This window comes from Thalassoglobus sp., from assembly GCF_048270125.1.
GTDB lineage: Bacteria > Planctomycetota > Planctomycetia > Planctomycetales > Planctomycetaceae > Thalassoglobus.
This window is the reverse complement of sequence record NZ_JBLWTN010000019.1, coordinates 1-25,298: the sequence shown is the minus strand read 5'-3', so window position 1 is coordinate 25,298 and position 25,298 is coordinate 1. Positions and strand designations below refer to the sequence as shown.

At 50.9% G+C, this 25,298-nt stretch carries 13 protein-coding genes; 2 read left to right on the top strand and 11 right to left on the bottom strand.

All coding sequences use genetic code 11. The features are described from left to right. Nucleotides 1-143: 143 nt before the first annotated feature. The 9 genes from ACN0YR_RS17875 to ACN0YR_RS17835 form a co-directional block, all read right to left on the bottom strand. Nucleotides 144-11,972: a beta strand repeat-containing protein gene (locus ACN0YR_RS17875; RefSeq protein ID WP_417850602.1), complete on the bottom strand. Its 11,829-nt coding sequence runs from the start codon at nt 11,970-11,972 to the stop codon at nt 144-146. Between the two features lie 400 nt (nt 11,973-12,372). Continuing rightward, a complete protein-coding gene (locus ACN0YR_RS17870) occupies nt 12,373-13,683 on the bottom strand; it encodes a DUF58 domain-containing protein (RefSeq protein ID WP_417850601.1) in 1,311 nt (436 codons plus the stop codon). Beyond that, on the bottom strand, nt 13,680-14,639 hold the full coding sequence (locus ACN0YR_RS17865) for an AAA family ATPase (RefSeq protein WP_417850600.1): 960 nt from the start codon (nt 14,637-14,639) through the stop codon (nt 13,680-13,682). The genes ACN0YR_RS17870 and ACN0YR_RS17865 overlap by 4 nt, the downstream gene beginning before the upstream one ends. A gap of 89 nt (nt 14,640-14,728) precedes the next feature. Beyond that, the gene (locus ACN0YR_RS17860) at nt 14,729-15,970 is read right to left on the bottom strand and encodes a DUF4350 domain-containing protein (RefSeq protein WP_417850599.1); all 1,242 of its coding nucleotides are present in this window, start codon (nt 15,968-15,970) and stop codon (nt 14,729-14,731) included. Then, nucleotides 15,951-16,721, bottom strand: coding sequence for a DUF4129 domain-containing protein (locus tag ACN0YR_RS17855; RefSeq protein WP_417850598.1), 771 nt, complete (start codon nt 16,719-16,721; stop codon nt 15,951-15,953). The genes ACN0YR_RS17860 and ACN0YR_RS17855 overlap by 20 nt, the downstream gene beginning before the upstream one ends. After that, nucleotides 16,718-17,548 (bottom strand): hypothetical protein, encoded by an 831-nt coding sequence (locus ACN0YR_RS17850; protein WP_417850597.1) that lies wholly within the window; start codon nt 17,546-17,548, stop codon nt 16,718-16,720. Before ACN0YR_RS17850 ends, ACN0YR_RS17855 begins: the two co-directional genes overlap by 4 nt. Next, nucleotides 17,545-18,564 (bottom strand): stage II sporulation protein M, encoded by a 1,020-nt coding sequence (locus ACN0YR_RS17845; protein WP_417850596.1) that lies wholly within the window; start codon nt 18,562-18,564, stop codon nt 17,545-17,547. Before ACN0YR_RS17845 ends, ACN0YR_RS17850 begins: the two co-directional genes overlap by 4 nt. 321 nt (nt 18,565-18,885) lie before the next feature. Then, entirely contained in the window at nt 18,886-19,683 is a 798-nt protein-coding gene (locus ACN0YR_RS17840) for an RDD family protein (protein ID WP_417850595.1), read from the bottom strand. A 144-nt stretch (nt 19,684-19,827) separates the two neighbouring features. After that, nucleotides 19,828-20,307 carry a hypothetical protein gene (locus ACN0YR_RS17835; RefSeq protein ID WP_417850594.1) on the bottom strand — a complete coding sequence of 160 codons (480 nt, stop codon included), beginning with the start codon at nt 20,305-20,307 and terminating at the stop codon, nt 19,828-19,830. A gap of 586 nt (nt 20,308-20,893) precedes the next feature. On the opposite strand from ACN0YR_RS17835, the gene ACN0YR_RS17830 reads away from it, so the two are divergent. Then, nucleotides 20,894-21,610, top strand: a complete 717-nt coding sequence (locus ACN0YR_RS17830; RefSeq protein WP_417850593.1) for a lysophospholipid acyltransferase family protein — start codon at nt 20,894-20,896, stop codon at nt 21,608-21,610. A 28-nt stretch (nt 21,611-21,638) separates the two neighbouring features. Here the strand turns inward: ACN0YR_RS17830 and ACN0YR_RS17825 are convergent, their stop codons facing one another. After that, entirely contained in the window at nt 21,639-22,232 is a 594-nt protein-coding gene (locus ACN0YR_RS17825; protein WP_417850592.1) for a PilZ domain-containing protein, read from the bottom strand. A 536-nt stretch (nt 22,233-22,768) separates the two neighbouring features. Beyond that, nucleotides 22,769-23,449, bottom strand: a complete 681-nt coding sequence (gene tsaB, locus ACN0YR_RS17820; protein ID WP_417850591.1) for a tRNA (adenosine(37)-N6)-threonylcarbamoyltransferase complex dimerization subunit type 1 TsaB — start codon at nt 23,447-23,449, stop codon at nt 22,769-22,771. Between the two features lie 125 nt (nt 23,450-23,574). Between tsaB and ACN0YR_RS17815 the strand changes: the two genes are divergently transcribed. Further along, nucleotides 23,575-24,858, top strand: coding sequence for an FAD-dependent oxidoreductase (locus tag ACN0YR_RS17815; protein WP_417850590.1), 1,284 nt, complete (start codon nt 23,575-23,577; stop codon nt 24,856-24,858). The last annotated feature ends 440 nt before the right edge of the window (nt 24,859-25,298 follow it).

Sequence of the window (25,298 nt, the reverse complement as noted above, 5' to 3'; positions counted from 1 at the left end):
TACCGCACATTAATATGAATGTGTTCGTCTCTCCGGCCTGCTTCAGGATTCGGAGAATTTCAATCTAACAACGTCATTCGAAAACGATTTCGAATGATCGCTTCACTGTCGGCCTCATTCCCATCCTGTGAAGCCGGCTCTACTTATTTCAGCAAGCCCAAAAACAAGCCTGCAAAGTGTTTAAATCGATGCAAAGTCCGCCCAACTTTTCGAATCACCTGCGAACTCACAGGCAAGGCAGCCAGGAAGGCGACTTCGGTTCGATTGTCTTCGCTTCGAAGACTCAACTTCTCGTCCGCATCAATAATTGGCATCTCGGAGTCAATCTGACTGGTCCCTGAATCATCGTCTTCATTATTTTGTTTCTCAGGAGCGGGAGGAACCTTGGGGGAATCATTCACTTCTGGCATCTTGCCCGTCGAATCGCCCATTGTCTCTGAGGTCGGTGGACGATCCTGAGTACCTTCTTCTCCGACGACTGGTCGGCCATCTCGTAAGATGACATCTTCAACGAGCATCATCTGCCCATCTTCTCCCTCTTTAGTGAAAATTTTCCAATGCCCAAAGTCCAGACGTTTATGAAGCTCCGGGAGGTCGTTGAGTCGTTCGATCGCATCAGCCCCATGTAAGGTTCGTTGAATTGGTCGACCAAATTGATCGATTTCAACTTTCCCATCCGGTCCAATTTTCTGGATGATCAAAATCAATTCATCTCGTGAGCCTTCAGACTCGACGACGCCTTCTGAGAAATCGTCCTCTTCCGTATCGATGATTGCCCCCTGTTCCTTCTCTAGATTTTCAGAGAACTGAACTCGTGGAGCTTCGATTTGCGGGACATCGACAGACACATCAAAGACAAATCCGCCAGCAAGCCCTTCACCGGGAATAGGAGCTTCTGAATCGAATGTGATTTCACCTAAGTCAATTGCTCCGGCATCTGCAAAGAAGGTGATATTCGGGTCATCGAAAACTGAAATTGTGATCAGAATTGGAGCTGACGGATTGTTGGGATTTGGATTCCCAAAGTATTGATGATCAAAGTCAAAAGCTCCCGGACCAGTCCCGGGGACCGTTCCAATGACCATTCCTTCTTCATTGCTATAGAGAGGGTCGCCGCTGTTGAAAATTTGTGTATCGTCACCGAAAACAGAATCCCAATCGACGACATAAATAAACGTGCCTTCGGAATTGCGTCCGAAATCACCAGTGATCCTTGCAATCCCGTTCGAGAGAACTTGCGGAGTGTCAATATTTTTGGCAGACGGAACCGGCTGAGTGATTGCCCCAGTGTGGCTGCGGACGATGACATTGTCCGCGAAGCGAACCGGTAACATTGCCAGATGAGCTGGATTGTCCGGATCAAAGTTGATGGGGTCGGTTACGTTTTCGGGCGGATTAAACAAGTCAGGATTCGACGGATCGTAAACAGTTCCTCCTGTTCCTTGGTCGAAATCGGGAACGGGGGATGCGGCAGTTCCAATCACCTCATAACCCTCAATATCCGAGGCCGCCAAGTCTCCCGGATTCGTATCAAGAACGATGAGATCTGCTCCGGAATTCAGCCGGACGATTCCTGTCGGACTGTTAATATCCGCGATGACAACAGCTTGAACGGTGAAGTCCGCACCTGAAGTGAGGTCGATCTCTCCTCCTGTCATGTTCAGCACAGGAGAGGCAATCAACAACTCTCCGTCATGGCTCAAGACGATGTTCTCAGGGATCGCACCTGCCAGCGTGATTCCCGAAAGTGGCCCGAGCGTGGCATCGAGTGCGGTGCTGTTGAAGTCGCCAATCGTCAACAAGGCGCCTGTTGTGTTGTCAATTTCAACTCCACCACTGGTCAAATTTCTGGACGCGAGTGTGGAGACCGATGTTTCAATCGAGTTTCCATCGCCTATTCCTGTCGCAGCATCAAGCCCCAGACTCGCTGCAACAACATCAACCCCACCACTGTCTCCTGCATCAGAAATAGCTCCATCAAGAGAAGTTAAGCGGACATCGGTGGATGTAAGAATTCGCCCCACTTGAATGTCTTCCTTGGCGACAAGATCCACGCGAGCATCGGTCGCATCAATCAATGCTCCATCTTCCATAAGGATGCCACCGCTTGTCACACTACCGGGATCAAGTGCATTTCCGCCAATAAGAAGCAATTCTGCCGCTGCGGTTTCAATTGAACTGGCAGCTCCCATACGAACATTGGCCGCTGCATTGACGGTAATTTTCCCGCTCGTACTTTGAACCGTAGAGTTGATCACGATTTGAGAACCGGCTCCTTCAGTTGTCAGGTTGATTGCAGAGGAAGTTCCGGTCACTCCCGCTCCGCCAGAAACCAGCGTCATCGTTCCGCCTGACGTAATGTCGATTCCTGCTGCAGCGTTTTGATCGACTCGGACAATGTTTATCGCATCAGTCTCAGTGATCGTGACTCCTCCCGTGGAGATGTTCGACAAATCGAGCGATTCCACAGTTGTCCGAATCGGAGCCACTCCCGAATCTGTGTTGATCACCAGACGACCATTGGCCGCGTCGATGTTCAAAAGATTGGGTGGGTCGACACTGTTGACTCCCATGTCTGCATTGAGTGTAACAGCCTGGGTACTGGCATTGGTTGTCACAATTTGCCCAAGAGTGATCTGGCCATGAGCATTGAATTCCACCTGGGCGGTCCCGGCGTTGATGACAGAATCAGCCATCTGAGAAATGTTCCCCATGTCGTCCGTCATTCCAGCAGTCACATCGACTCGACCGGATGTCGTCGTCACATCTCCAGCATCGGTGAACTCAACATGATTGCCTTCCGAAGTCAGCGTCACACTTCCCTGGTCCGTTGTAACGCTCGCCTGAATTTGCAAATCGCCATTCCCGTCGAGGTCACTGTCTCCCGAGGTCAAGACAACATTCCCACTCCCGGTCGTTGAAACCGGGCCAGAGATGATCAGGGTCCCATCGTCAGTCTGCACATTCACATCGCCGTTCTGATTCGAAATCGAAGTGACGGTCAGATTGTTGTCCCCGCCCCCTGCAACCTCGAAAAGCTGAACATCTCCAACCGTCGAATTTGACGCATCGACAGTCATCACATCAAGATTGATGTCGTCAGCGACTCCGATTCCGGTCGCAGCGGAGAGTGAAGCATTGTCGGCGATGATATTCGCTGACTCACCTGCCAGAACTTCGCGAATCTCTCCGTTCCCATTCGGAGTCGAATCTGCAAGACCATTGTCATCGGCGGAAATGACGACATTTCCCAAATCGCCACCACCGTCGAGATTCGCGTTGAGCAACGTGATGGCGACATCGCGAGTTGCCTGAAGCGTGATAGTCCCAGCATCAGTTCCAATCAAAGAACCACTACTCATCAAGATATCGCCATTGACATTCCCGCTCGAGAATGGAGCCGTGTTGACGACATCAGGTGTCAGGACATCGACACCAGCTCGCACTGTGATGTTCGAATCGTATTCAGCGGTCACACTCGATGTCGATGAGATGGTCACATCATCACTCGCAATGAGCGAGACGTTTCCGGCAGATCCTTTTTTCGAAACATCCGCGTCAAGATTCAGGTCGTGCCCAGCCGTGCTTCCCCCCGCTGCCAAAAACAAATCAGCCAGTCCGTTACTGGAAACATTCCCGTTGACATTCAAATCGCCGACGGTCACAACTTCGACGACATCATCCGAGTCCGCATTCGTAATGGTGACTCCGCTCAAGCCATCGACCGTCCCAATCGTCAGACTGCCCGACTCGTCGAGAATCTTAACAGCCAGATTGTCCGAATCAGCTGCGAGCGTATCAATTTCGACTTCAAGCGTGTGGTCAATGACATTCGTCACCGAGTTGTTCGCAATACGAATCGCCAGCCCGGCAGCGATGATATCGACGTTGGTATTGGCGGGCAGTTCGTTCTCATCCAGATCTCGAAGCGCTCCACCGTTTGCTGTCGTATCGAGAATCACATCGCCTGTCCCGGCATCAATCTGCCCGATGTTCAGATCTCCTCGCTGCATCAGAGCATTGTTGATTCGAATGTCACCATCGTTCGTGACGACACGATTCGCGTTCAGGTCACCTTCGTTGTTGATAGTCAGTTTTGTTCCCGCAGCAGCCCCTGAAAGATCCGCATCCAGATTCGTCACGTCAAGATTGAGCGTGGTGTCACCCCCGCTGGACATCGAAGTCAAGAAGAGATCTCGGGCAATTAACAAGCCCAACTCTCGCCCAGCAGGGTCAATGACATCTGTCCCCCCTGACAAACGCAGCGTCCCACCGGTGAGCCCACTCCCGACATCCATTCCGGCATCTGGAAGAGTTAAGACTGTCCCCGCGTGCAGACCGACCAGGTCTCCGATAGAGAGATCGAGAACTCCCGGATTTGTTCCAACATCGAGCATTCCAGTCGTTTGCAAGAGTAGCGTCGCAACTCCATCGGTATCCGGCACAATAGCCCCGCTCGCCGCTTGCAGGTCACCAATGATTTTCAAATGGATCTCACCACCTGCATCGGTAATGGAGAGATCGTGCAGCTCCCCAGTCACGACAGCATCGATGGCGTTTCCAGTTCGAGCAACGAAGTCGTCAATCTCGCCAATATTCTTCGCCGCAGTCAGGCTCAAGTCGCCAGTTGAAATTAAAGTCGAACCGTCGTTGCCATCGAGAATCTCGGTCCCAGCATCCAACGAAACGGAACCGTCGCTGGTGTCGCCGAGTGCGGTCAGGTTTCCGGTCAGACTGATCTCTTGACCGGCAGTCACAGAAATTGCACCAGCGTTGTCCCCTGCTGAAGCGTCGACATTCGTAAGGATGACATTGGACGCAACGGACTCAATCGAAACGTCCCCGGCATCTTCAGTACCTGTTCCAACGGCGATAACATCACCACGGAGTTCGACGTCGCCAGTATTGGCCTTAATGTTGATTTGCCCGGCTGCACTTGCAGGAGCAGAAGAATTGAGATCGCTCCCCAACGTCGAAGCAACACGCCCCTCAGCGAAGAGATTGATCTCACCACCATCGGTACTGATATCTTGATTGACCAACAGGTCGCTACCAGCCACGAGTGCATCAAGATCGACCATCCCGGTCGTTGCTGCCACACCCGTTCCAGAATTGAGGATCGTCATTGTTCCATCACTGGAAATAATCACATCCCCCGAACCTTGCTGGCTGACCCCAATAATGTCGAGTGCTGAAGAGTTGGTAACCATGATGTCACCCGATGTCGAATTCATCGCATCAACACGTTCGACATCCGAAGTGATCGTCGAGCCGGTTGCGGAATCGAGATTCAACTGGCCTTTAATCGCGGTCACATCTGCCATGACTGAGCCGTCGCGACTGAGGATCGAAACGGCATTGTTCGCGGCTGACGTTGTCGTGGCTGACCCAATGATGACACCTTGAAAAGCAGTCACATGAATCGTTCCAGAACCAGCATCGACGGGAGTATCCATGAGATCAACTCCGCCAGTGCCGTTCACTTCGGCGTCTGCATGGATTTCGATATTCCCCATAATGGAAGAGACTGAACCGTTCGCAGTTCCAGTAATATCTCCATCAGCATTAAGAGTGATGCCCCCATCTTCCGTTGTGATGGCTGCGTCGATCTTCAATGAAGAATCGTTTCCATTGGCATCTATCAAGACCGTCCCGATTCCGTTTGTGGAGACCCCCATGTTTGTGATCAGGATGCTTCCATCAACTGTCGTGATGGCAATGTCTCCATCTCCGACTTGATCCGCATTGCTGATCGTGAGTGCCGTTTGCTCTTCGATTTCGATATTTCCCGAGCCGGAATTCTCAAGGTCAATCGTGGCGACTTTCGTCTCAAGTCCGTTGCCAGAGCCAATCCCGGTCACAGCATCAATTGCAACAACAGCCCCGACGGCATCAGCGACAATTTCAAGATGAGTGTCACCACCATCAACAACTCCTCCTGATGTCGTCACGATCGAAACGGCATTGACCGTTGAGTTCGTCGTGAGCAACCCGCCCAGAGTAATGTCCTCATCTGCTGACAGAGAGATCGTCCCGCTCCCGGCATCGATCAGTGCACCATCTTTCATAAGAAGGGCTCCACCGGACCCATCCTGATCTGCGTCCGCATCTGCCGTCACCGTGAATGATCCGGCTGTCAGTTTAATCAGTGCGGTCATCTCAAACGTAATGTCATTGTTCGCTTCGACAAGAACTGATCCGGCAGAGGAACTGATTCCACCAGTGAAAGCCACGTCACTTCCAGCCATCAACGTGACGCTGCCGGTTCCACTCAGAATCGTGGCATCCAGCGAGATGCTGTTCTCTGATGTGAGAGCCACGTTTGCCCCGAGCGCTGCAGTGACAACATCGATATCAGCGTTGATGTCGATCTCGCTTGTGGTCACATCGAAGCCGATTACACCGTTCAGCTTAGTCAGCCCGTTGACCGTCGTTTGCCCTGTCCCGTCTTGTTGAACAAACGAATCAGCAGTGAATGCTTCCTCGATGAGAAGATCACGGACATTGGTCACGATCACATCGCCAAGAGCGGTCGACTGACCAACTGCTTGCTGGAAAGTGACGTCGCCAGCCATCGAGTCAACCGTGATCGTCAAATCTTCCATCCCTGCTGTCGTCCCCTCCACAGTGGAGTTGAACAACAGCCCGGCATCGTTGGAAGTAATCGCAATGGAGTTGACCAGAACGAATGCATCGTCAAACTGAATGCTTCCGGTCGCGGTAATGTCCGCTTCGACTTCAGTTGTTCCGCCACCGTCGACCAGTAAACTCTCAATCGCATCGCTGGCACCGATGGCCCCCATAAACTGGGTCGTACCCGCCGCAGTGACAGTCAGTGCGGAACCGGTCATCGCAACGCCATCATCATCGATGGTTGAGTCGAAGATCGCGGTCCCTCCAGCGGAGATCGTGGACGCCCCGGTCAATCGCACTGCAGAATTCAGATCAACGTTGCCAGCATTGGCGATCAAATCTGCAGAGAGCAAAATGTTGTTCTTGGCAGTGATGTCGATGTCACCAGTTGTACTGTGAATCTGACCATCGAGAATCTGATCCGCATTCGCCGGAGCAGAACCGCGTGGTTGAATTGAGATCTCACCAACTGCCAGAATTTGATCATTCGCTCCATCAGCATCGACGCGAACTGACTCCACTGATCCAGCAGTCGTAGAAAGATCAGCACCTTCAATGAGAACTGTCCCCGCGGAATCGATCTGCCCGCCAACGAGCAGATGAACTCCACCGACACTGTCATTATCGGTATCTGCACTGAAGGTCAGATTGGCCCCCGGAGCGATCGTTGAAACTTTCGCTCCGATAATGATGTCTCGAGGAGCGGAATACATCGCGGATGTTGCAGTCGATTGAGCCGCGTTGATCACCAGATCTAACCCGCCACCGTTCAACGTAATATCGCCAGCACCTGCAGTTAATGTCGCATTGAGAATCGCAGCTGAGACAGTGACACTCCCCCCTGCCCCGGGTTGAGTATTGATTTCTTCATCAACTGTTAACTCTCCACCAGATTGAATGTCGACGTGACTCCCCTGAGTCTTAATCCCGGAAACTCCGTTGACGGTTCCTATCGCCAACGTGTCAACTTCGACGAACGTGAAGGCGCCTTCGACGTCGGCTGCGAGCGTTTCGACATCGTTCATCCCGGTTGAAAAATCGACGGCATCAAAAGCAACGAAGAGAACATGCTCGGCGTCCAATGCTCCGGCGACTTGAGTAATTCCACCACGGTCTCCGTCAGCAGCCCCCTCCTGATCCGCCAGAAATCGCAACTCGTTCACTGCTCCTCCGGTATTGGAAAGAGTCCCGGACATATGCGTGATGTCATCCCCTGCGACAAACGCGATGAATCCGTCCCCATCAGTGTGAGTCACATCAGCATCGATCGTCAGATCGTCTCCCACGACAGCGGAGTTCCCCGCGGTAAAGGTCATGTCCCCACCGACGAGAGTATTCATACTGATTGTCAGTGGGCTGTTCGCGGTCAGCGTCCCTCCCCCGAGTGCCTGTGGCTCGGCAAGAAGATTCACCATCGCCACTTCAAGTGCCCCATCATTCCTGATATGCAACTCGCCCGAACTGTTGTCGAAAGCGAGGCGAGCGACATCAGTATTCAGGTCATCCACACCGCCTGCCGCTCCAATCCCCGAGGCTGCTGTCAGTTCTGCTCCGAAAGCGATGATATTGGCCGTCTCGGCAAGTGTCGCATCAAGGATTTCACCGCCGACATTCACTGTCACGACTCCCGATGTCGTCCCGGCGTTCAGCGAAGCAATCTCAGCATCTCCGGTACCCAGTACGGAAACCGAAATTGCGTTGACGGTTTCATTCAGCGTAGTGACCTTCGAGCCGGCAGATTGAATGAAGCTTCCCGTATCATTATTGTCGGTATCAGCAACAAGATTGATAGTTGCAGCATCTGCATCGAGACCGCCCAGAGTCGTGAATGTAATCGACTCAGCGACTTGGATATCGATGTTCCCGCCCGTCGAGACAACCGCTGTCTGGAACAGCACATTCTCAGTCGTCACATTGAGCATTCCACCGATCCCGGCCCCCGAAGTCCCATTGAACTCGGTTGTCCCGTTCCCCGCAGACTGAGTGAAATTTCCGCCCACTTCGAACGTCGAATTCAGTGTCACATTCTTGGCGGTCGCGATCATGAAGTCGCTAACGACCTGCACGGTTGAATCAAAAGTGATGTCGTTCGCTTGATGGAATGTCAGGCTGTCAATCGGGATGAGTGAACCGGCCGCTTCCACAAACAGAACATCACTGGTTGTTGTGAAAAAGGCATTGGAACTTGTGGCTGCTGCATCCTCATTCAGCTTGCCCAGAAATGTGATCGCGTTGTTGTCAAGGTCGCCACCATCTTCCGCAGAGAAGTGGACATCAGACTTCAGCGTGACGTCATTCTGATAGACCTGATCGAGAGTGCTGGTCACATCTCCGCCCAGGCGACTCGTTCCGGTAATGTTGATTCCACCGGCACTCTGAAGTGTGGAATCGGTATCGAGATTTCCTCCGACAGCAATGTCTCCCAACGTCGTCGAAACCGCTTGACTGGCAACCATATCGCCAGAAATGTTGATCTCCCCAGCATCGAGTTGATCCGTTTCGACATTCAAGTTTCCGATGGTTGAAGCGGCCCCACCAATCGACCCGGCAATGGTGGTCGTTCCATCGAGAGTGACTTGATGCTGCAATACACCATCGCCCACTAAGTCACCAGAGATGTCGATGTTATCCCCCTTGAGAATGACATCGCCTGCCAGCGTGACGTCACCCTGATAGACCTGATCGAGAGTGCTGGTCACATCTCCGCCCAGGCGACTCGTTCCGGTAATGTTGATTCCACCGGCACTCTGAAGAGTTGAGTCAGTATCGAGATTTCCTCCGACAGCAATGTCTCCCAACGTCGTCGAAATCGCTTGACTGGAAACCAAATCGCCAGAAATGTTGATCTCCCCAGCATCGAGTTGACCCGTTTCGACATTTAAGTTTCCGATGGTTGAAGCGGCCCCACCAATCGCCCCGGCAATGGATGTCGTTCCATCGAGAGTGACTTGATGCTGCAATACACCATCGCCCACTAAGTCACCTGAGATGTCGATGTTATCTCCCTTAAGAATGACATCGCCTGTCAGCGTGACGTCATCAGCGAGATCAATATTTCCACTGGCGGTGACATCCGCTCCGAACTGACTCGTGCCAGTCACCTTTATGTGTTTCTGACTGGTGAAAGTGTTAGTGGATTCCACATTCCCTGTTACAGAAATGCTGCCGGAATTTGTCTCAATTGTATTCGTTGCATTGAGATTCGCCGTGATAGTAGCGGCTCCGGCGAGGAACATTCCGGTAACGAAGACGGTCGTCGCATTGTCAACCTGAAACGTACCCGCCACAGTAAACGGATCACTCCCAAGCGTCACTTCATTTGCTGCTGTGATCGTGACGTTTTTAAGGAACTCTCCACCGCTATCATCAACGGCAAAGAAGGCGACATCAGCCCCGGTCCCGGCATGAATCAGCAACGACTTCCCAGCCACCGATGCGGACAAACGGACATCCGAAAAATCGACTTTGCTCGTTGCAGGATCGCTCCCGTCATCGGTTTTGATGTTCACATCGTCAGTCAGATTCATCTCAACCGGAGTTGTGTTCCCAATGGCGGTGAATGCCCCACCATTTGTCGCGTACGTTCCAGAAATTGAAACCGAGTTTGCCTGATAAAGCTGATAGCCGGTGGTCGTCACATCACGGAGCGTAATCATCTCAGCAGCGACGACGTCGATCATTCCAACTTCGAAGTTCGTCGTCGTGAAGAGAACGTTCTCGGCATTGATCTCTAACAGTCCCAGCAAGTTGCCAGAAGCGTTGCTCGCTTGCCCCAACGTGACCAACCCGCCTGGGTTCATGCCGTCAGTCGCATCCAATTGAAGAGTGATTCCAACATTGGATGAAGAGAGGGTCGCAGCGCTAAGATCGATCTCCCCGCCATCGGTCTCAACGAGACTGTTCGACTGAACATCCCACAGCCCCATGACCACGAAATCACCACCCATCGTGACGTAATGACTGTTTGTGGTGATCAAATCGGCGGTGTACGATTGCAGCCCATTTTGCGTGGTCACATCATGCAGCGAAATTCCTGTCTTCGCAGACATGGTGACCGAACCGAACGCTCCACCTGGGCTGGTTCCTGCATTGCTTCCCAATATGATCGACCCCGGCAACGCAGGGTTCCCCCCCATGCCAGGGCTTTGGACCTGAAGCGTGTTGAACTCACCCGCTTCACTGTTAATGGGACCATCAACCTTCACCCGCCCCACAGCAGAGAGTGTGGTGTCTTGAGCGACCACAACTTGATTATGAAACTCAATCGAATCCATCGCTGAAATGCTGTCAGCGTCGATCCGACTGATGCCAGCCCCACTCACATCGAGATTTAGAACTGCTTCGACAGTATCACCGAAGAGAACATCACCATCAGTCATGATGGTCAAATCATGACCGTTGCCGTCGATCGTGTCGAACTCGATGGCTCCTGAACCGGTGCTTTCCAAATTCGCATCGGCAGAAAGCTGAAACGCCCCGTGGTAAAGTTGGTCACCAGTTGAGAGCGCACCATCCCCCAGTGAAATCACAGAGGCTGTGATTTCCACGTCCCCCAACTCATTCCCCAGCAGTCCCAGAGACCCACCAACACTAAACTCATGCCCATCGGTATCGACTTCAAAGCTTTCTGCAGGGTTCCCGGCAACCCCAAACACATCACCCGAGATGTCTACGATTCCGGAGGTGCTGAGGAGTTGATCTTCAGTCAGTTGCAGCGAACCGTTGAGGAAAAGATCAACGTCATCCAGCAGGAAGTTTTCATCCCCGAACCGAATCGTTTCCGCGTTGATCGTCACGCTGGCATCATCAGGGAGGTTTGTGAAGAGAGGATTCCCGTTATCCACCAACGTGACAAGATCATTTCCACCTCCACCATCAACGGTGATTTGCAACGGGTCAGCCCCGGCAAATCCTGAAGGGATACGCATGATCACTTCATCGTCCTGGTCCCCCATGTCAATTCTGATGCCGTTGGGCAACTGCGATGTGACGATGGAGTCCCCGATCGAGTTACCCATGTGGTCAACGATATCGATAGGATTCGCGGTGATGTCAGTTGTATCGAAGATCCGGATCACTTCGTTCCCGGGATCTCCTGCGTTTGAGATTTGAAGAATCGCGAGGTCTTCAGTGGTGTCGGTCCCCTCGATGATCAACTCCCCAGCGATCAGCGCAGCAGTGACACTAAGAACGCGGCGTTCTTCGAGGCGGTCAACATAGAGTTGCACAAAATCGTCGGGATAACGTTGCGCAAAACCACCAGAGTGTTCCCTTTTGGAAACACTCGAACGCTCACCAAGATCGCTGAGTAAATGCTGTAGTCGAGAAAACCACTTCATCCGATCCATCCTACCAGTTAGCCAACTTTCAGCGGACATCGCTCCGATGAAGTTGAACTGTTACAACCGTAGACGCTTGTTGATGTTACAACCAGCCCGCAAGTTTCGACGCGGATTCCGAGCTGATTCGCCTGTACACTTTGCGCAATCCGCACGGTCAAAGAGAGTGGTAAGGCGAAATCAATGCCATTTTAAGTCTGCTGGTACGGTAATCCATTACGAATTGGTAAGTTGCGGTAAATTCAGCCGAATAATAGAAACATAAACTTCGCGCCGATTGTGCTCAATTTTCCTGAACATTCTTCAAGAACATCCTGAATGCCCTCAATTTCGCAGCACGAAGCAGGATCACACAACGTGCAACCGACCGCTTGATATGAAGCAGCGATCAACGGAAGCCCTACAGAAGGTGCCGGGCTTTGACTTCGAGATAGCCGTTAATGGCAGTGGAAGTGAGTTTGTCCGGCAGCGAACTCATCGTCAGAATGCCAGAGTCTTTCATCGTGATCGTCTTCTTTTCAACAGCAGTCAGCAACTCAGCCGCAGCGGAACACTGAAACGCTTCGACATCGGATGTGGGGACTTTTGTCGCCAGATTCGTTAACCCGAGATCTTGCAAGAAGACACACAAAAACAGATGCCGGGAGCGGATGGACTTCAGGGCATGGTGAAGTTCCTCAAGATGCTTGTCGTCGACAACATGAGTCAACAAAATGACAAGCGAGCGTTTGCGAAAACGCTGCGAGAGTTGTTCCATCGCCAGTGTATAGTCAGCAGTTTCTCGGCGCGGTTGAAGATCAAACGAGTGCTGTAAAATAGTTTGAATTGCTGGCTTACCTCGGACAGGACGGACTACACGTTCAACCTTATTGGAGAACGCCATAAACCCGACGTTGTCGGCTTGACCAAGTGCAATGTAACTGAGCATGATCGAGGCATTCAATGCTCGATCCAAGTACGAAACGCCGTCCGATTCATTAAGCATCGATCGACCACAGTCGACGGCGATCAGGATATTTTGATTCTGCTCGACGTTGAATTCTCGACTGACGAGTTCTTGTTTTCTCGAAGAAGCTTTCCAGTCAATTTGCCGCATCTCGTCATCACGCCGATACTCACGCAGTCGCTCAAATTCACTTCCCTGCCCGCGTAGGCGCCTCATTTTGATGCCGAGTTCATCAACGCGATTTCGACGGGCCATCAATTCGTAACGATAGACGGCACGAATATCTGGAAGGATTCGAACTTTTGTTTTCAAGGGGCGCTGCTGCGTGAAGGTCCACAGACCGAATGTACTTTCCTTTCGTAGTGAGATTGAATCAAACGAATTTCTTCCACGCTCGTGCGGCTCGAAGGTGTAACGTTCTATGCGCTCCTGCATTGGAGCGACTTCCATGGTAAGAGGATTGCTGCTCGCAGATCCTGGCTGCGGAGTCTCGTCATACAGATCAACGACGACGGACGTTTTTCCGGTATTGCGAACGATTAAGTTCACGGGATTGCGTGACCCGACGCTGAGTACCTCGGAAACTTCGCGCTCCAATTTCAGTTTCGCCAAGGATTCACTGACGAACAGATCAGCGAGGGCCGCACCGATCACAATGAGATTGCCAAACAATCCCAACATCCGCAGCGGTGGCATCCAGATCCCAGCAATCAGAATCGGAAACGTGCAAGCAAACAGAAGTAACATTCGAGGACGTGGTGTCATGAACGGGGGACCTCAACGTTGTCCATGATTTCCAGAATCACATCATCCACGGTTGTCCCTTCAATTTCGATATCTGGACGCAGCAGAAGCCTGTGTCGCAAGACCCAGGGAGCGATCTCCTTGATGTCATCCGGAGTCACAAAATCTCGACCGCGACAGGCTGCCAAAGTCCGTCCGGCAACTAACATGTTCACTCCCCCGCGAGGACTGGCGCCCACAGAAACCGAATGCCAGTTGCGGGTCCGGTCTATAATCTCAACGATGTAATTGATGACCTTTTCTTCCACGATGACCTGCGAAGCAACTTTTTGAATCTCCAGTACATCAGTCGATGCCATCACAGCTTTAAGATCGTAACCAAGATGTTGATGAGGATTTTTTCCGGATGCATAGTGGCCAAGGATTCGTTTCTCGTCAGCAACTGGCGGATAGTCGATCATCAACTTGAACATGAAGCGATCAACCTGAGCTTCTGGAAGCGGATACGTACCTTCATGTTCCAGCGGGTTTTGAGTCGCCAAAACCAGAAACGGACGAGGGAGGTGACGCGTTTCTCCATCAACAGTCACCTGCTTTTCTTCCATCACTTCCAGGAGTGCCGACTGAGTTTTTGGTGGCGAGCGATTAACTTCATCCGCAAGCATCAAGTTCGTGAACACCGGCCCTTTGATGAAATGGAACTGCTGGTCCTTCATGCTGTAGACGTTGTGCCCTGTGAGGTCAGAGGGCATCAGATCAGGAGTGAACTGGACACGACCAAATTCGCAAGAGACCACTTTTGAAAGAGTGTTGACCAACAGCGTTTTGCCCAGACCGGGAACACCTTCGATTAACACACTCCCCTCAGAAAAGAGAGCAATCAATGCTCCCTCAACAAGCTCCACCTGACCGACGAAAACTTTGCCGATTTCTTCGAGACATTCATCAAATAAGATTTTGACTCTTTCGAGTTCCATAAGTGACTCCTTGCCACGTTGAATTTGTAGAGACTTAAATTCTTGTTCGCGAAACTTCAAAACCTGTTTTCGTGCTGAAGTGCCGTGGTTTATGAATCTGAACGAAGCCTCGAAATCAGGAACGACAGTTGTTTTAACAAACGTCCCGCTTCCGCGTTGCTGATCGCTTTCGCATCTCCACGGCGAATTGCCATCTTGACTGCTTTCAATAGTTCAGCAACCTCGGCCGGTTCCATCCGTACCTGGCGTGCCACCGCAGCAGCATCATCGACTCGAAATCCATTTCCATACAGCGAACGCAATTCCAACTTCAAAAATTCGTACATACTTTCAAGTGAGTGAGCCCCAGCATGAGCACGGAAATACAACACTCCCAGTGCATTCGCATGCTCGACGATACTGCGGCGACGAGAGTACATCGATTCGTAAACCGGACCGAAACGTCGCGCACCGATCCAGCCAAACAGGACTCCGATCAAGATCAGTTGCAGAGTGATCGGACGAAATGCCGGGGTAAACAAAATCCCGACGACTTTCGGGACTCCCGAACTGTTGAGTGTTTCATCGATGAAAGTCTCTCCCCAAACCGGAGTCGCTTCGACGATCCGAAAGGCCAGTAAAGCCCGCTCCGAATCGACCATCGCTCCATTGCTGAAAATCTCATCACTGGTGCAAAAAAGAACTGTTCCCATTCCAACTTCTTGACGAACCACTTGGGGGTGATCGTTTGAGCTCAGTAAGACTTCCCAATTGCCGATGGAGTCTAAATCGAAGATGGCGTTTGATTTCCAGGTCACCGGATGGTCGACGAGTTCCGTCTCTGCGACGGCATCTTCCAGATCGCTGAAAGATGATGCATCGAGAAATGACTCGTTCAGTTCAACCTCATCTTCTTCCACCTCAACTTCGATTCCCTGCTTCTTCAACTCTTCCAGTTTCGCTTTCTCCTCAAGTATTTCTTGAGTTGTAATGGTGAGGCCGAATTGCGGAATTTCGACAAACGGGTCAGTTGTAGAGGCCGCAAAGACTAATGTCGCTCCGTCGAGAACTTCATAGAAAAGTTCGTCCCATTCCTGCTCAGACGGATATCGAGCCGGCCCGAGAATAAGAATTCGATCTTCAAACCCCGGACGCGGAATGAGTTCATCCGTGCTTCGATGAACATCTGTGCCAAGTCGCTGCATGGCCTGATAGAAGACTCGTTTTCCGGGAAAGGCCGAACTGTATGAATCGGATTTGACACTCGCTGATCCGGGAATCCACCAGACTCCCAGCAGCAAAACCAGAAACGTCAAAGTGACCCAGAGAGTTTCAATTCGCCAGATGCGCATTGCCATCCTCCTTAGCGAATGATTGTCGAAACTCTATCAGGCATTTTTCGAATGCCTCTTTCGTTGCGGGACGGCGACCGTAAAAGACACGTTCAAACTCCAGAATAATCTCCTGAAGAGACTCTCTCCTCGGGAGATCGCTCCACAAAGCACGCACATAATCCCGGTTCGTCAGCCCACGACGATAACGAATGAGCGCCGCCCGTTCCGTCCAACTCATGGCTCCTAAAACCAGTTCGCGAAGCGCAGAACGAAAGTCACCTCGACCGGCAACGAGTAGCGCCCGCTGTTCATATTCGTTGGCTGGAATGTCCCCCGGCGGTGATGTGGGAGTGATCGCCTCCTGATCCTCTCCCAACAGGAATTCATCATCTTGTTGATTGAAACTCATACGACGAAATAAATTCACCGCGATAATGAGCAGGATTGCAACGAGAATGACAATGGCGGAGTAGAGCAACCATTGCCCAAGATTCAAACTGGGTTGTCTGGCCTCAGTCGGTGCTCCCGCTTCGTCGTCCTCTCCGAAAAGCCATTCTAAAAACTCCTTCATGATATCCGGAAGCTCTTCCGTCTCTCTGGCCGTTGCTTTCTCCCGAAACAGATGTCGGTACTCGGGATCGCTGAGAATATCTTTGACGGTTTGCTGGACTTCTCCCGAATCGAGCACTCCCTCATTATTCTGGCCCAGGCAGACAGAAGCTGAGAACATTCCGAGAAACAGACAAAGGATGAGGCTTCGCAATATCATGTGGCCCCCTCCAAACGTTGAGCTTCAACTCGGAAGTCAATCTCAAGATCCCAACCCTCATTACGAATGCGAACGTCGAGATAGCAAAACATCCAGGCCAAACGGGCGACGGGGTAAACCAGCCAACACAAGCTGACCAGCACAACGGCGACCAATGGATCGACCGTTAAGAGTGTCAACAACTCATCAGCCATATACTCGATACTGGAAACGCGTCGAAACAGAACTGGCATCCCGAATAGTGTCGAGGCTCCCAAATCGACCAGCAAAAACAAAGAGGTCATAACACTTGAAAAGAAAAACAAAATATAGACCAACCGGCCCACCAGATTCTTGAAGTTCTGATTCATCAAGTCGGAGAGTCGGGTCTCGTACTTCCTCGCAGGACAGTTTTCCAGGAAGAGAATTTCCGATAGAAAACCGTAGCGGGTCGATATTAAGTAGGCTGGAAAAATGAACGCAAAGAACCCCAGAAAGGTAAGAAACTTCACGATGACAACGAGCACTCCGAAGAAAAAGAGTCGCCTCCAGAGTGCTTTGATCCCCACCCAGGGTGAGAATGGTTCTCCAAAAGCACGGTGCCCACTCGCTGCCACAAGTGCCGCTCCAAAGAATGGGGATTCCACAAAAAACAACAGCAATGCCTCTGTGAGAGTCGCTGATTCAGAACTGACCAGCCACCAGGTGAGAGCAATCGAGGGAACCGCAAACCAGACGAGGAGTTGCAGGATCGACAGAAAGTGCTCGCGATAAAATGCAATCGCTAAATCGATGCACCCACCAACGGAACGCTGTTCAATTGCAAAAATCGCCCCGTCCAACTTCACGCGGCCACCTCGGAACTGTTGTGACCGACGGAAGTCATTTTTGTGCGTCCTCCGAGTGCGAGATAAAGTCCCACAAAGACCCAGAGCATTCCACCAACATACATTTTGATGGTCCGCCAGGTCTCGTCACTGATTCCGCCAATTGCTCCGGACGGAGACCAGAAGCCTTCGATGAGCGCCGCGATAATCAGCATTACTCCTGCTCCAAGTGCAATCTTCACTGAATCAAGTCCACGTTCACGCAACGCATCCCAGCGTCTCTTTTGTCCGGGGTGAACAATCGCATTCCCCAGCATCAAGCCTGCTGTTCCGGAAATCACAATTGCCGTAAGCTCAAAAGAACCATGGCCGACTACAAACTCAAAAAAGTTGGATTGATGGCCTCGTCCAATGAGGTAACCGGTCACCGTTCCCAGGAAGATACTATTGAATGTTAAAACAGTAATCGTCCCGATTCCCGCAAAGGCTCCTAATGCGAAACACTTGAAAGCGATCCCGACATTGTTGCGGACATAGAAGCCAGCCATCATCCCTTCCGAACCGGTATTCCTGCCAGCGATACTTTCCGAATAACTGAGTTCCATTTGAGCTTGAACCTGCCCCGGTAAAATGCGTCCAGCTAAAGAGGTGTCGTACGCAACGAGGATTCCGCATATCGTTCCGGGAACGACTGAGAAGAAAAACGCCACGAGAAAATATTTATAATTCGCTCGCAACAAACGCGGGAATTCAGCAACGAAAAACTGAATCACTGCGTCCAGCGAACCGGGTTGACTGCGATATAAAACGTTGTGGCCACGCGCGACCAACCCATTCAGAAAGCGGCTCATGCTGGTCCCCCAATCGCGGGACTGCACAAGTGATAAGTCGTAGCAAAGACCACGATACAGGCCCGAGAGTTCCGCGATTTCCTGTCCGGTCAGCTTCTTGACACGTTCCTGCTCTGCACGATCCAGCAAAACCTGGAACCGTTTCCATTCACGTTGCCGTTTCGAAATGAACTCATCACGATTCATCGGGGTATTTTTTATCTGGAAAGGACTCTGACAGGAACTCGGCTGGAACTTTTGTGCATCCCTCCGAGGTCGTTCAAGCACTCCGGAAGCGATTTGTTGACTCAGTTGTCAATGAGCGATTTCATTCGGCTGCGAATTCTTTCATTGAGAAAACTATCGACTTCTCTTTGTACAAAGTTCGATCAACAGATTCGAGTCGACAGCGTACGAAGGAGGTTCAACAAGGTCGTTGACGCCGGGGATTCACCGGGAGTTAAGTAGCTAGAATTCGAGATCAATCACTTAGGCTTCCCTGCAACGCACCCTTCTTTTCTCCCTGTTCTATGCCCCCTGTTCCGACGATGTAAATGTTTTCAATATCCTGCGCAAAAACAAAATGTCACGTGCACCGTTTCGGTTGTCGCCGAGTCTGTACCCCAGTTGATCCGCAATCGGCTGCGCGAGAATCGAAGCGATCTCTTCGACGCGTCGACGGCCTAATTGTTCTCTTCTCCAAAGAAGTTGTTCGATGACATCAAGGGTTCTCTCAGAGACATGAAAGCGGCGGTCGCATTCCGTTGGCAAAATCGGTTCGACGTTACGAAACGCACCTGGATTTCTCTTGTAGGTGTGAACATCTGCCCGGACGACAATCGTTCCCGCAACCAGATCGCCGAGCCGCTGCATCCGTTTTGTGGCAGCCATACTCAGCAGGCCAACACCATAACCAATGGGTAAAAAATCGGCAGCACGCAGCAGGTTTCTCAGAGCAGCATCATAAAAATGTATCGGATACCCAGCATCTTTGATCACTCGCAGCTTCAGCATCTTCTTACCGGGAGTTTGCCCATTGCAGAAGCCTTCGAACAGCGCGGTGTAGCCCCATTCCAGGAGAAAAATTCCGACAAGAAGAATCCCAATCGGCAATCCATCTCCCATCAACGGAATCATGAATTGGATCAAATAGATGAGTCCCCAAGCGACCACCATCCGAATCGCCAGATCGATGATATACGCCGAAGCCCGTGAACCGGGCCCAGCCAAATCAAACGTCAGGATGACATTCTCGGGAGTTTCAATTTCGGTTCGAGTATCAACAATGTGGATTGTCGATTGCTGATCAGCTTGCTGAACTGACACGATTCCCTTTCAAGCGACAATTTGCAGCAGTTTGCAGCGGTTAGCAGCAGTGGAAACCGGAATGGAGATCTCTCGTGATCGCTGCTTGCGAACGACGAGACATCCCCCCGATTCGAAAATGGTTGAACCTGAAGGTCAAAACCGTTACATGTTCCCGAGCATCACGCCGAACAGCATCATTCCAATGATCATAAGAATGAGGCAGACAAGATAAATCACTGTAATGATTCCGACGGTTTTCCAAAAAGTCTTTTGAGACCGCAGGGCTTCCTCTAAATCGACCAGTCGTTCTGTGGCGATGAGCGAGTTAATTTTGCTGGCGTAGCCAGTCAAAGACTTCGCCATAATTCCATAGACGACTGCAATCAGGACATACAGAAAGCCCATCAAGATCATTCCCGTTTCACCGGTGAACAAAGCAGCCGCGATCACAAAGAGCGAGCCCAGGACCATCAACACAGTTCCAACCCACATCAGAACTCCAATCAACGAAACCCAAGGCCGCGTTTCTGCAAGCAACTGAATCGAGAGGCCCGAAACCTCAACACCGGATGAATCATAGTCTCCCCCAGATCGATCGCCGTACGAATCACCTGAGACTTCAAAAGGATTGTCGCTGCTCATCAGTTCTCTTTCATTAGCTGAATTTGGCCTGCCTAACATTCGAGTTATGCAGCTTCGGGATGACTCTTTCAAACGTAATCGTACTTGACGATACGTTCGTACTCAACGACGAGTCGACATGGATGGATGAATAAAATTTGATTTTTTCACAGAATCCAGCAGCCTCCATTCAGCCCCTCTGACAGTGGTCAGCATCCGATCAAGAGCAGAGCTTCTCTCACCTGTTCAGCAGGTTCCTGTGTCTGATCAGACTCCAGTTCGAAAGCAAGCAATTCCTGACGTTTGCAGAAACGCTTTTGACCAGTCTCAAAGAACAGGAGCAAACTTCGAGCTGAATCTGCATACGTATTCGCCACACTGAAATCCTCGTAAGCAATTCGCCAACAATGACTTACGTCGTAACCAACACGCTTCCAATACTGGAATTGGCTCAAATTGCGAGAAATGTTAGCTTGCGGTCCTGTTGAACCGAAAATGATCGGGGTTCACACAAGCATGAGCGCACGGAGATTCGGGACGAATCACTGTGAATCCTTCAATAAAGTTGACGTTTTCACTGCTGCCAGGGATTGGCAAAGAGTTGATAATGAAGATCAAAAGTCCGTTACTCAATCGTATCATCTGTGAGATCGCTGTCTGGTCACTGCGAGCGTTGTACAAAACGACTCGTATTGAAATCCGCCTCACCGACCCGGTTCATGACCCATACGAACCGAATCGAACAGAAGAGTGTGTCTATAGCGTCTGGCACGATTCGCTGCTGTACCCACTATTCATGAACCGTCCACGATCGATTGTCGGACTGGTCGGTCCGCATCGCGATGGAGATTATGTCTCGAATGTCTTGAAAGCACTGAAGCTTAAAGCGGTGCGAGGCTCAAGTTCACGAGGCGGAGCGACTGCAATTGTCAAATCGATGGAAGAAATCAAAGACCATTCATTGGTGATCACGCCGGATGGGCCGCGCGGACCGCGACGAGAAATGAAACTCGGCTGTGCGTTTGTCGCTGCTCAATCTGGAACCCCCGTGATCGCCACTGCATTTAGCTGCTCAAACGCCTGGAGCTTGCAGGGGAGTTGGACAGACTTGATTGTCCCAAAACCATTCTCAAGGGTGTACGCAGTGACCGGGGAACCGATATACGTCCCCAAAGACGCAACGCGCGAAGTGATCGAGGAGGTCACTCAACAGATTCAGGCAGAGATGGATCGGCTTGATAAAATCGCAGTTGCTTTAGCAAAAGGAGAAGATCTCCCAAAGCAGGATGTCCAAACCGAAGCACCGAAGCGATCAGCGGCATAGTCCGCTTTGTGCAGACGTTCAGCTTCCGTCAGCTTACAAAAAATAAAACTCCGGAGAGAAGAACGACAAGCGTCATCGCTGCCGTGAGCCGAATCTTTGAATTGGTATCGCTGAAGAACCTCTCAGCGATCGATGTAGAATCGATCTCTGGCTCAGTTTGCTGCTGGAACGGAACCTCAGTCGTACGTTCGAAATTTTCAAAACCGACGTCATCCTTGCTCACGATCTGCAAAAACTGCAAGCCGTAAAGAAAGGAGGCTTCAAATTTTCCACTGAGCGCCTGACTGTCGTCTTCGAGAGTCCTCACAACTTTGACTTCAATCAAAGAGTTCGCCAACTGAGGCATGAAGAGTTCGATGAACATTCTCTGGCACTCCAGAGGGGAGCATATTCGAATAAGTGCTCCGGTCGTGGAAACATCCACGGTCCAGAAGCGAACAGAACCGCCAAGTGGTTCGTCTCCTGACTCTCCGAGCGGAAAGGCATTTCCAGTCGCTCGAAAATCAACGCGCCCTTCCCGACGTTGTTCAACAATCTCAGTCCAAAATTGATGTTTCGATGAAAATGTCGAAACGTCGCTTTCGCTTTGAGTATCAATTTCGTTATTTGATTCTAGTGTCATCGATTATTTTTCCATCCCTGTGGATGTGAATTCGTGCGGCAAAATTTTGGTTCGACCAACCTAAGTGAATGGCTGATCGAGTTGCAGCGAGCACATCCAAATCTAGAGCATCTTTCGAATTGGCGTTCCCGATCTATCTTGCGGCGAACAGCAACTTCACTGATGAGATGCATTCAATACAGGCACAAAAATCAACGACAAAGGTTGAGCGCTGATCGAGCCGACTTCTGCCCCAGTATTGAGTCTGTTCAGACAACACTAGCTCAAAGGATCGCTGCGACTCGCACTCATGTACACAAAATCCCGGGGCAAGTGTTTCGATTCTATTGATTATGCTAATCAGACTGTTGCTAACGATTTAAGAACCGCTATCAATACGCCAAAAATCATACTGGATTACCGGCATTAAATGGTCTTTTTCAGGTTTTTGAGAGCTAGAGCAGTTTGCTCTACCGTGTGCCCGAGAAGAACGCATTTCTCAAATAAAAATGCTGTTCGCCACGAGGCAGAAGTTGAACACCAATTCGATAGATGCTCTAGCAAGCTTGGTCAGCTTTTTCCTCAGCCGCGCTCCTGCGCATGTAATGCGGTTCGACTGTCCAGTAGTCGTCGCACTCTCCGCTCTGAATTCTTCTCTCACCAATCAAAGCAATCTGTCGCGCATGTGGAATACGGTCCGTCTCATCGACGAGATTGAGCCCCTGAAGATCATCGAGCAGTTTCGTGACACCCGGCCCGGTGACAGGCTCGTCAGCTTTGACCTGCCGCTTGAAAGTTTCCAGAGACATCAGTCTCGAAGAGGTCTGGCAGACCCATTCTCCACTTTGAGACTGTTGATACGCTCCGGCATACACTTCGCCTCTTAAGGCATCGTCGATCACCCAGATCAATTGCTTGTCTCGACCGGAATTCTCAGCGACAGCTAAAAACGTATCAACCGCCACGAGTGGGCGTTGCAACGAATAGGCAAGAGTTTTGGCACACACGACGCCGACTCGCAGTCCGGTAAAACTTCCCGGCCCCAAGCTGACAGCGATCCCATCCAAGTCAGTCATGGCAAGATCCTGATCGGCAAGTAACCGGCCAATCTCAGGAACAAGAGTCCGCGCATGTCTGCGTCCGGTTGCGGAGAGTTCCGTTGCATCCAGCACAGTTTGCTGATGGACAACGGCAATCGTTCCAGATCGACCGGATGTTTCAATTCCGAGAATGGGCATCGCTCACTTTTCCATAAAAATCGAGGCAAGTTCTTCAGGATCTTTTCAACAGTGGACGTTTCTGTCAAACCGGCTATTATCAATCATCAAAGCCTTTTGATTTTGATGATTGAGGTTAACCGCTAATGATCCGTTCAGTTTATCCAGCCGACACCGCATTCTCGACTCCTGTTGAAAATCAATACGATGTCGTTGTCATCGGTGCGGGACCGGCAGGTACAACTGTTTCGGCATTACTCGCTGAGCGAGGCTATTCGGTTGTTGTGCTTGAACGATCCACAATCCCTCGTTTTCATATCGGCGAATCGCTCATTCCGGAAACATACTGGCCGCTGAAAAGACTTGGCCTCATCGAAAAGATGAAGGCAAGTGCGTTCCCTAAAAAATTCAGCGTGCAATTCATTTCTGACGGTTGGAAAGAATCAGCTCCGTTCTTTTTCGATGAGCACTGCCCACTGGACAGCTCTCAGACCTGGCAGGTCGAGCGAGCAGACTTCGACAAAATGCTCGCTGAAAATGCAGTGGAGAAAGGAGCAACCGTTCGCACACAGGCTCAGGTGCTCGAAGTTCTCTTCGATGGCGATCGTGCGACCGGCGTCAAAGTCAAATTAACTGACGATGATGGAAATGTCGAATCGCGAGAGATTCAATCAAAAATTGTCGTCGACTGCTCAGGGAACTCTGCATTCCTTTCCAATCGACTCAAGCTCCGGGTCGCGGACCCCTATCTCCAAAAAGGGGCGATCTGGACATACTTCAAAGGTGCGCGACGCGGCGAAGGGAAAAATGAGAACGCAACTCTCGTCATGCAAACCAAAGGCCAGAAGACCTGGTTCTGGTTTATCCCCTTACGCAACGACATCGTGAGCATTGGCTGCACCGGAGAGATGTCGCACATGTTCCCCAAAGGTTCCACCCCTGAGGAGACCTACCACCGCGAACTTAAACTATGCCCTGCGTTAGAAAATCGGCTTGAAAACGCCGAGCAATGTATGGAGTTCTTCATGACGAAGGACTTTTCGTACTCCTCCATACAAGCCGCTGGCGATGGCTGGGTCTTATGCGGTGATGCGTTCGGCTTCCTCGATCCGGTCTACTCCTCAGGTGTTTACCTGGCGATGAAGGGTGGAGAATTTGTCGCCGACGCTGCCCACAATGCACTTTCTACCGGCGACATCTCAGCACAGACTCTTGGTGCCTGGCAGGATGAGTATCGATTTGGCGTCTCGAACTTCCGCAAACTGGTCTACGCCTTCTACACACCCGGCTTTAGCTTCGGGTCGTTTCTGAGAGAACATCCCCAGTTCAAATCAAACTTGGTCGACATCCTCATCGGAGCTGTTTTCAAACCGGAGCACTCCAAAATGTTCGAAGCAATGGGCGAGGTTGTCCCAGAGAGAGTGAAATAAAGTCCATCGCATGACATGGATGGTCCCATTGGAAATGATCTCAACCCTCTTGGCATTTCTCTCTGAACATAAAATCATCCTTTGGGGGCTGCTGTTCCTTGGGATTTCCAATTTTCTCCAGTGCACAATGTTCTAAACAAAAGTCCTGAAGTTCTGGAGAAGTACACTGGTCTTTTTAATGGAAGAAGAATCCATCGAAGACTGTCCACCTTTTGTGAAATTCCTCGACCGCTTTCTCAGTAGCTATTGGCTCCGCGTTTTTCAACCGCTTACGCCGTCGCACTAATCGCCTTGAGCATCATCGGACTCGTGCTCCTTTAGAGCAGTTTGCTCGACAGTGTGCCCGTGAAGAACGCATTTCTCTAGAACCGGTCCTAAAACGCTTTGAGGATAGTGAACATGCAGCCGAGTTGCCAGAACGCTTGGTGCAAGTGTGAGTA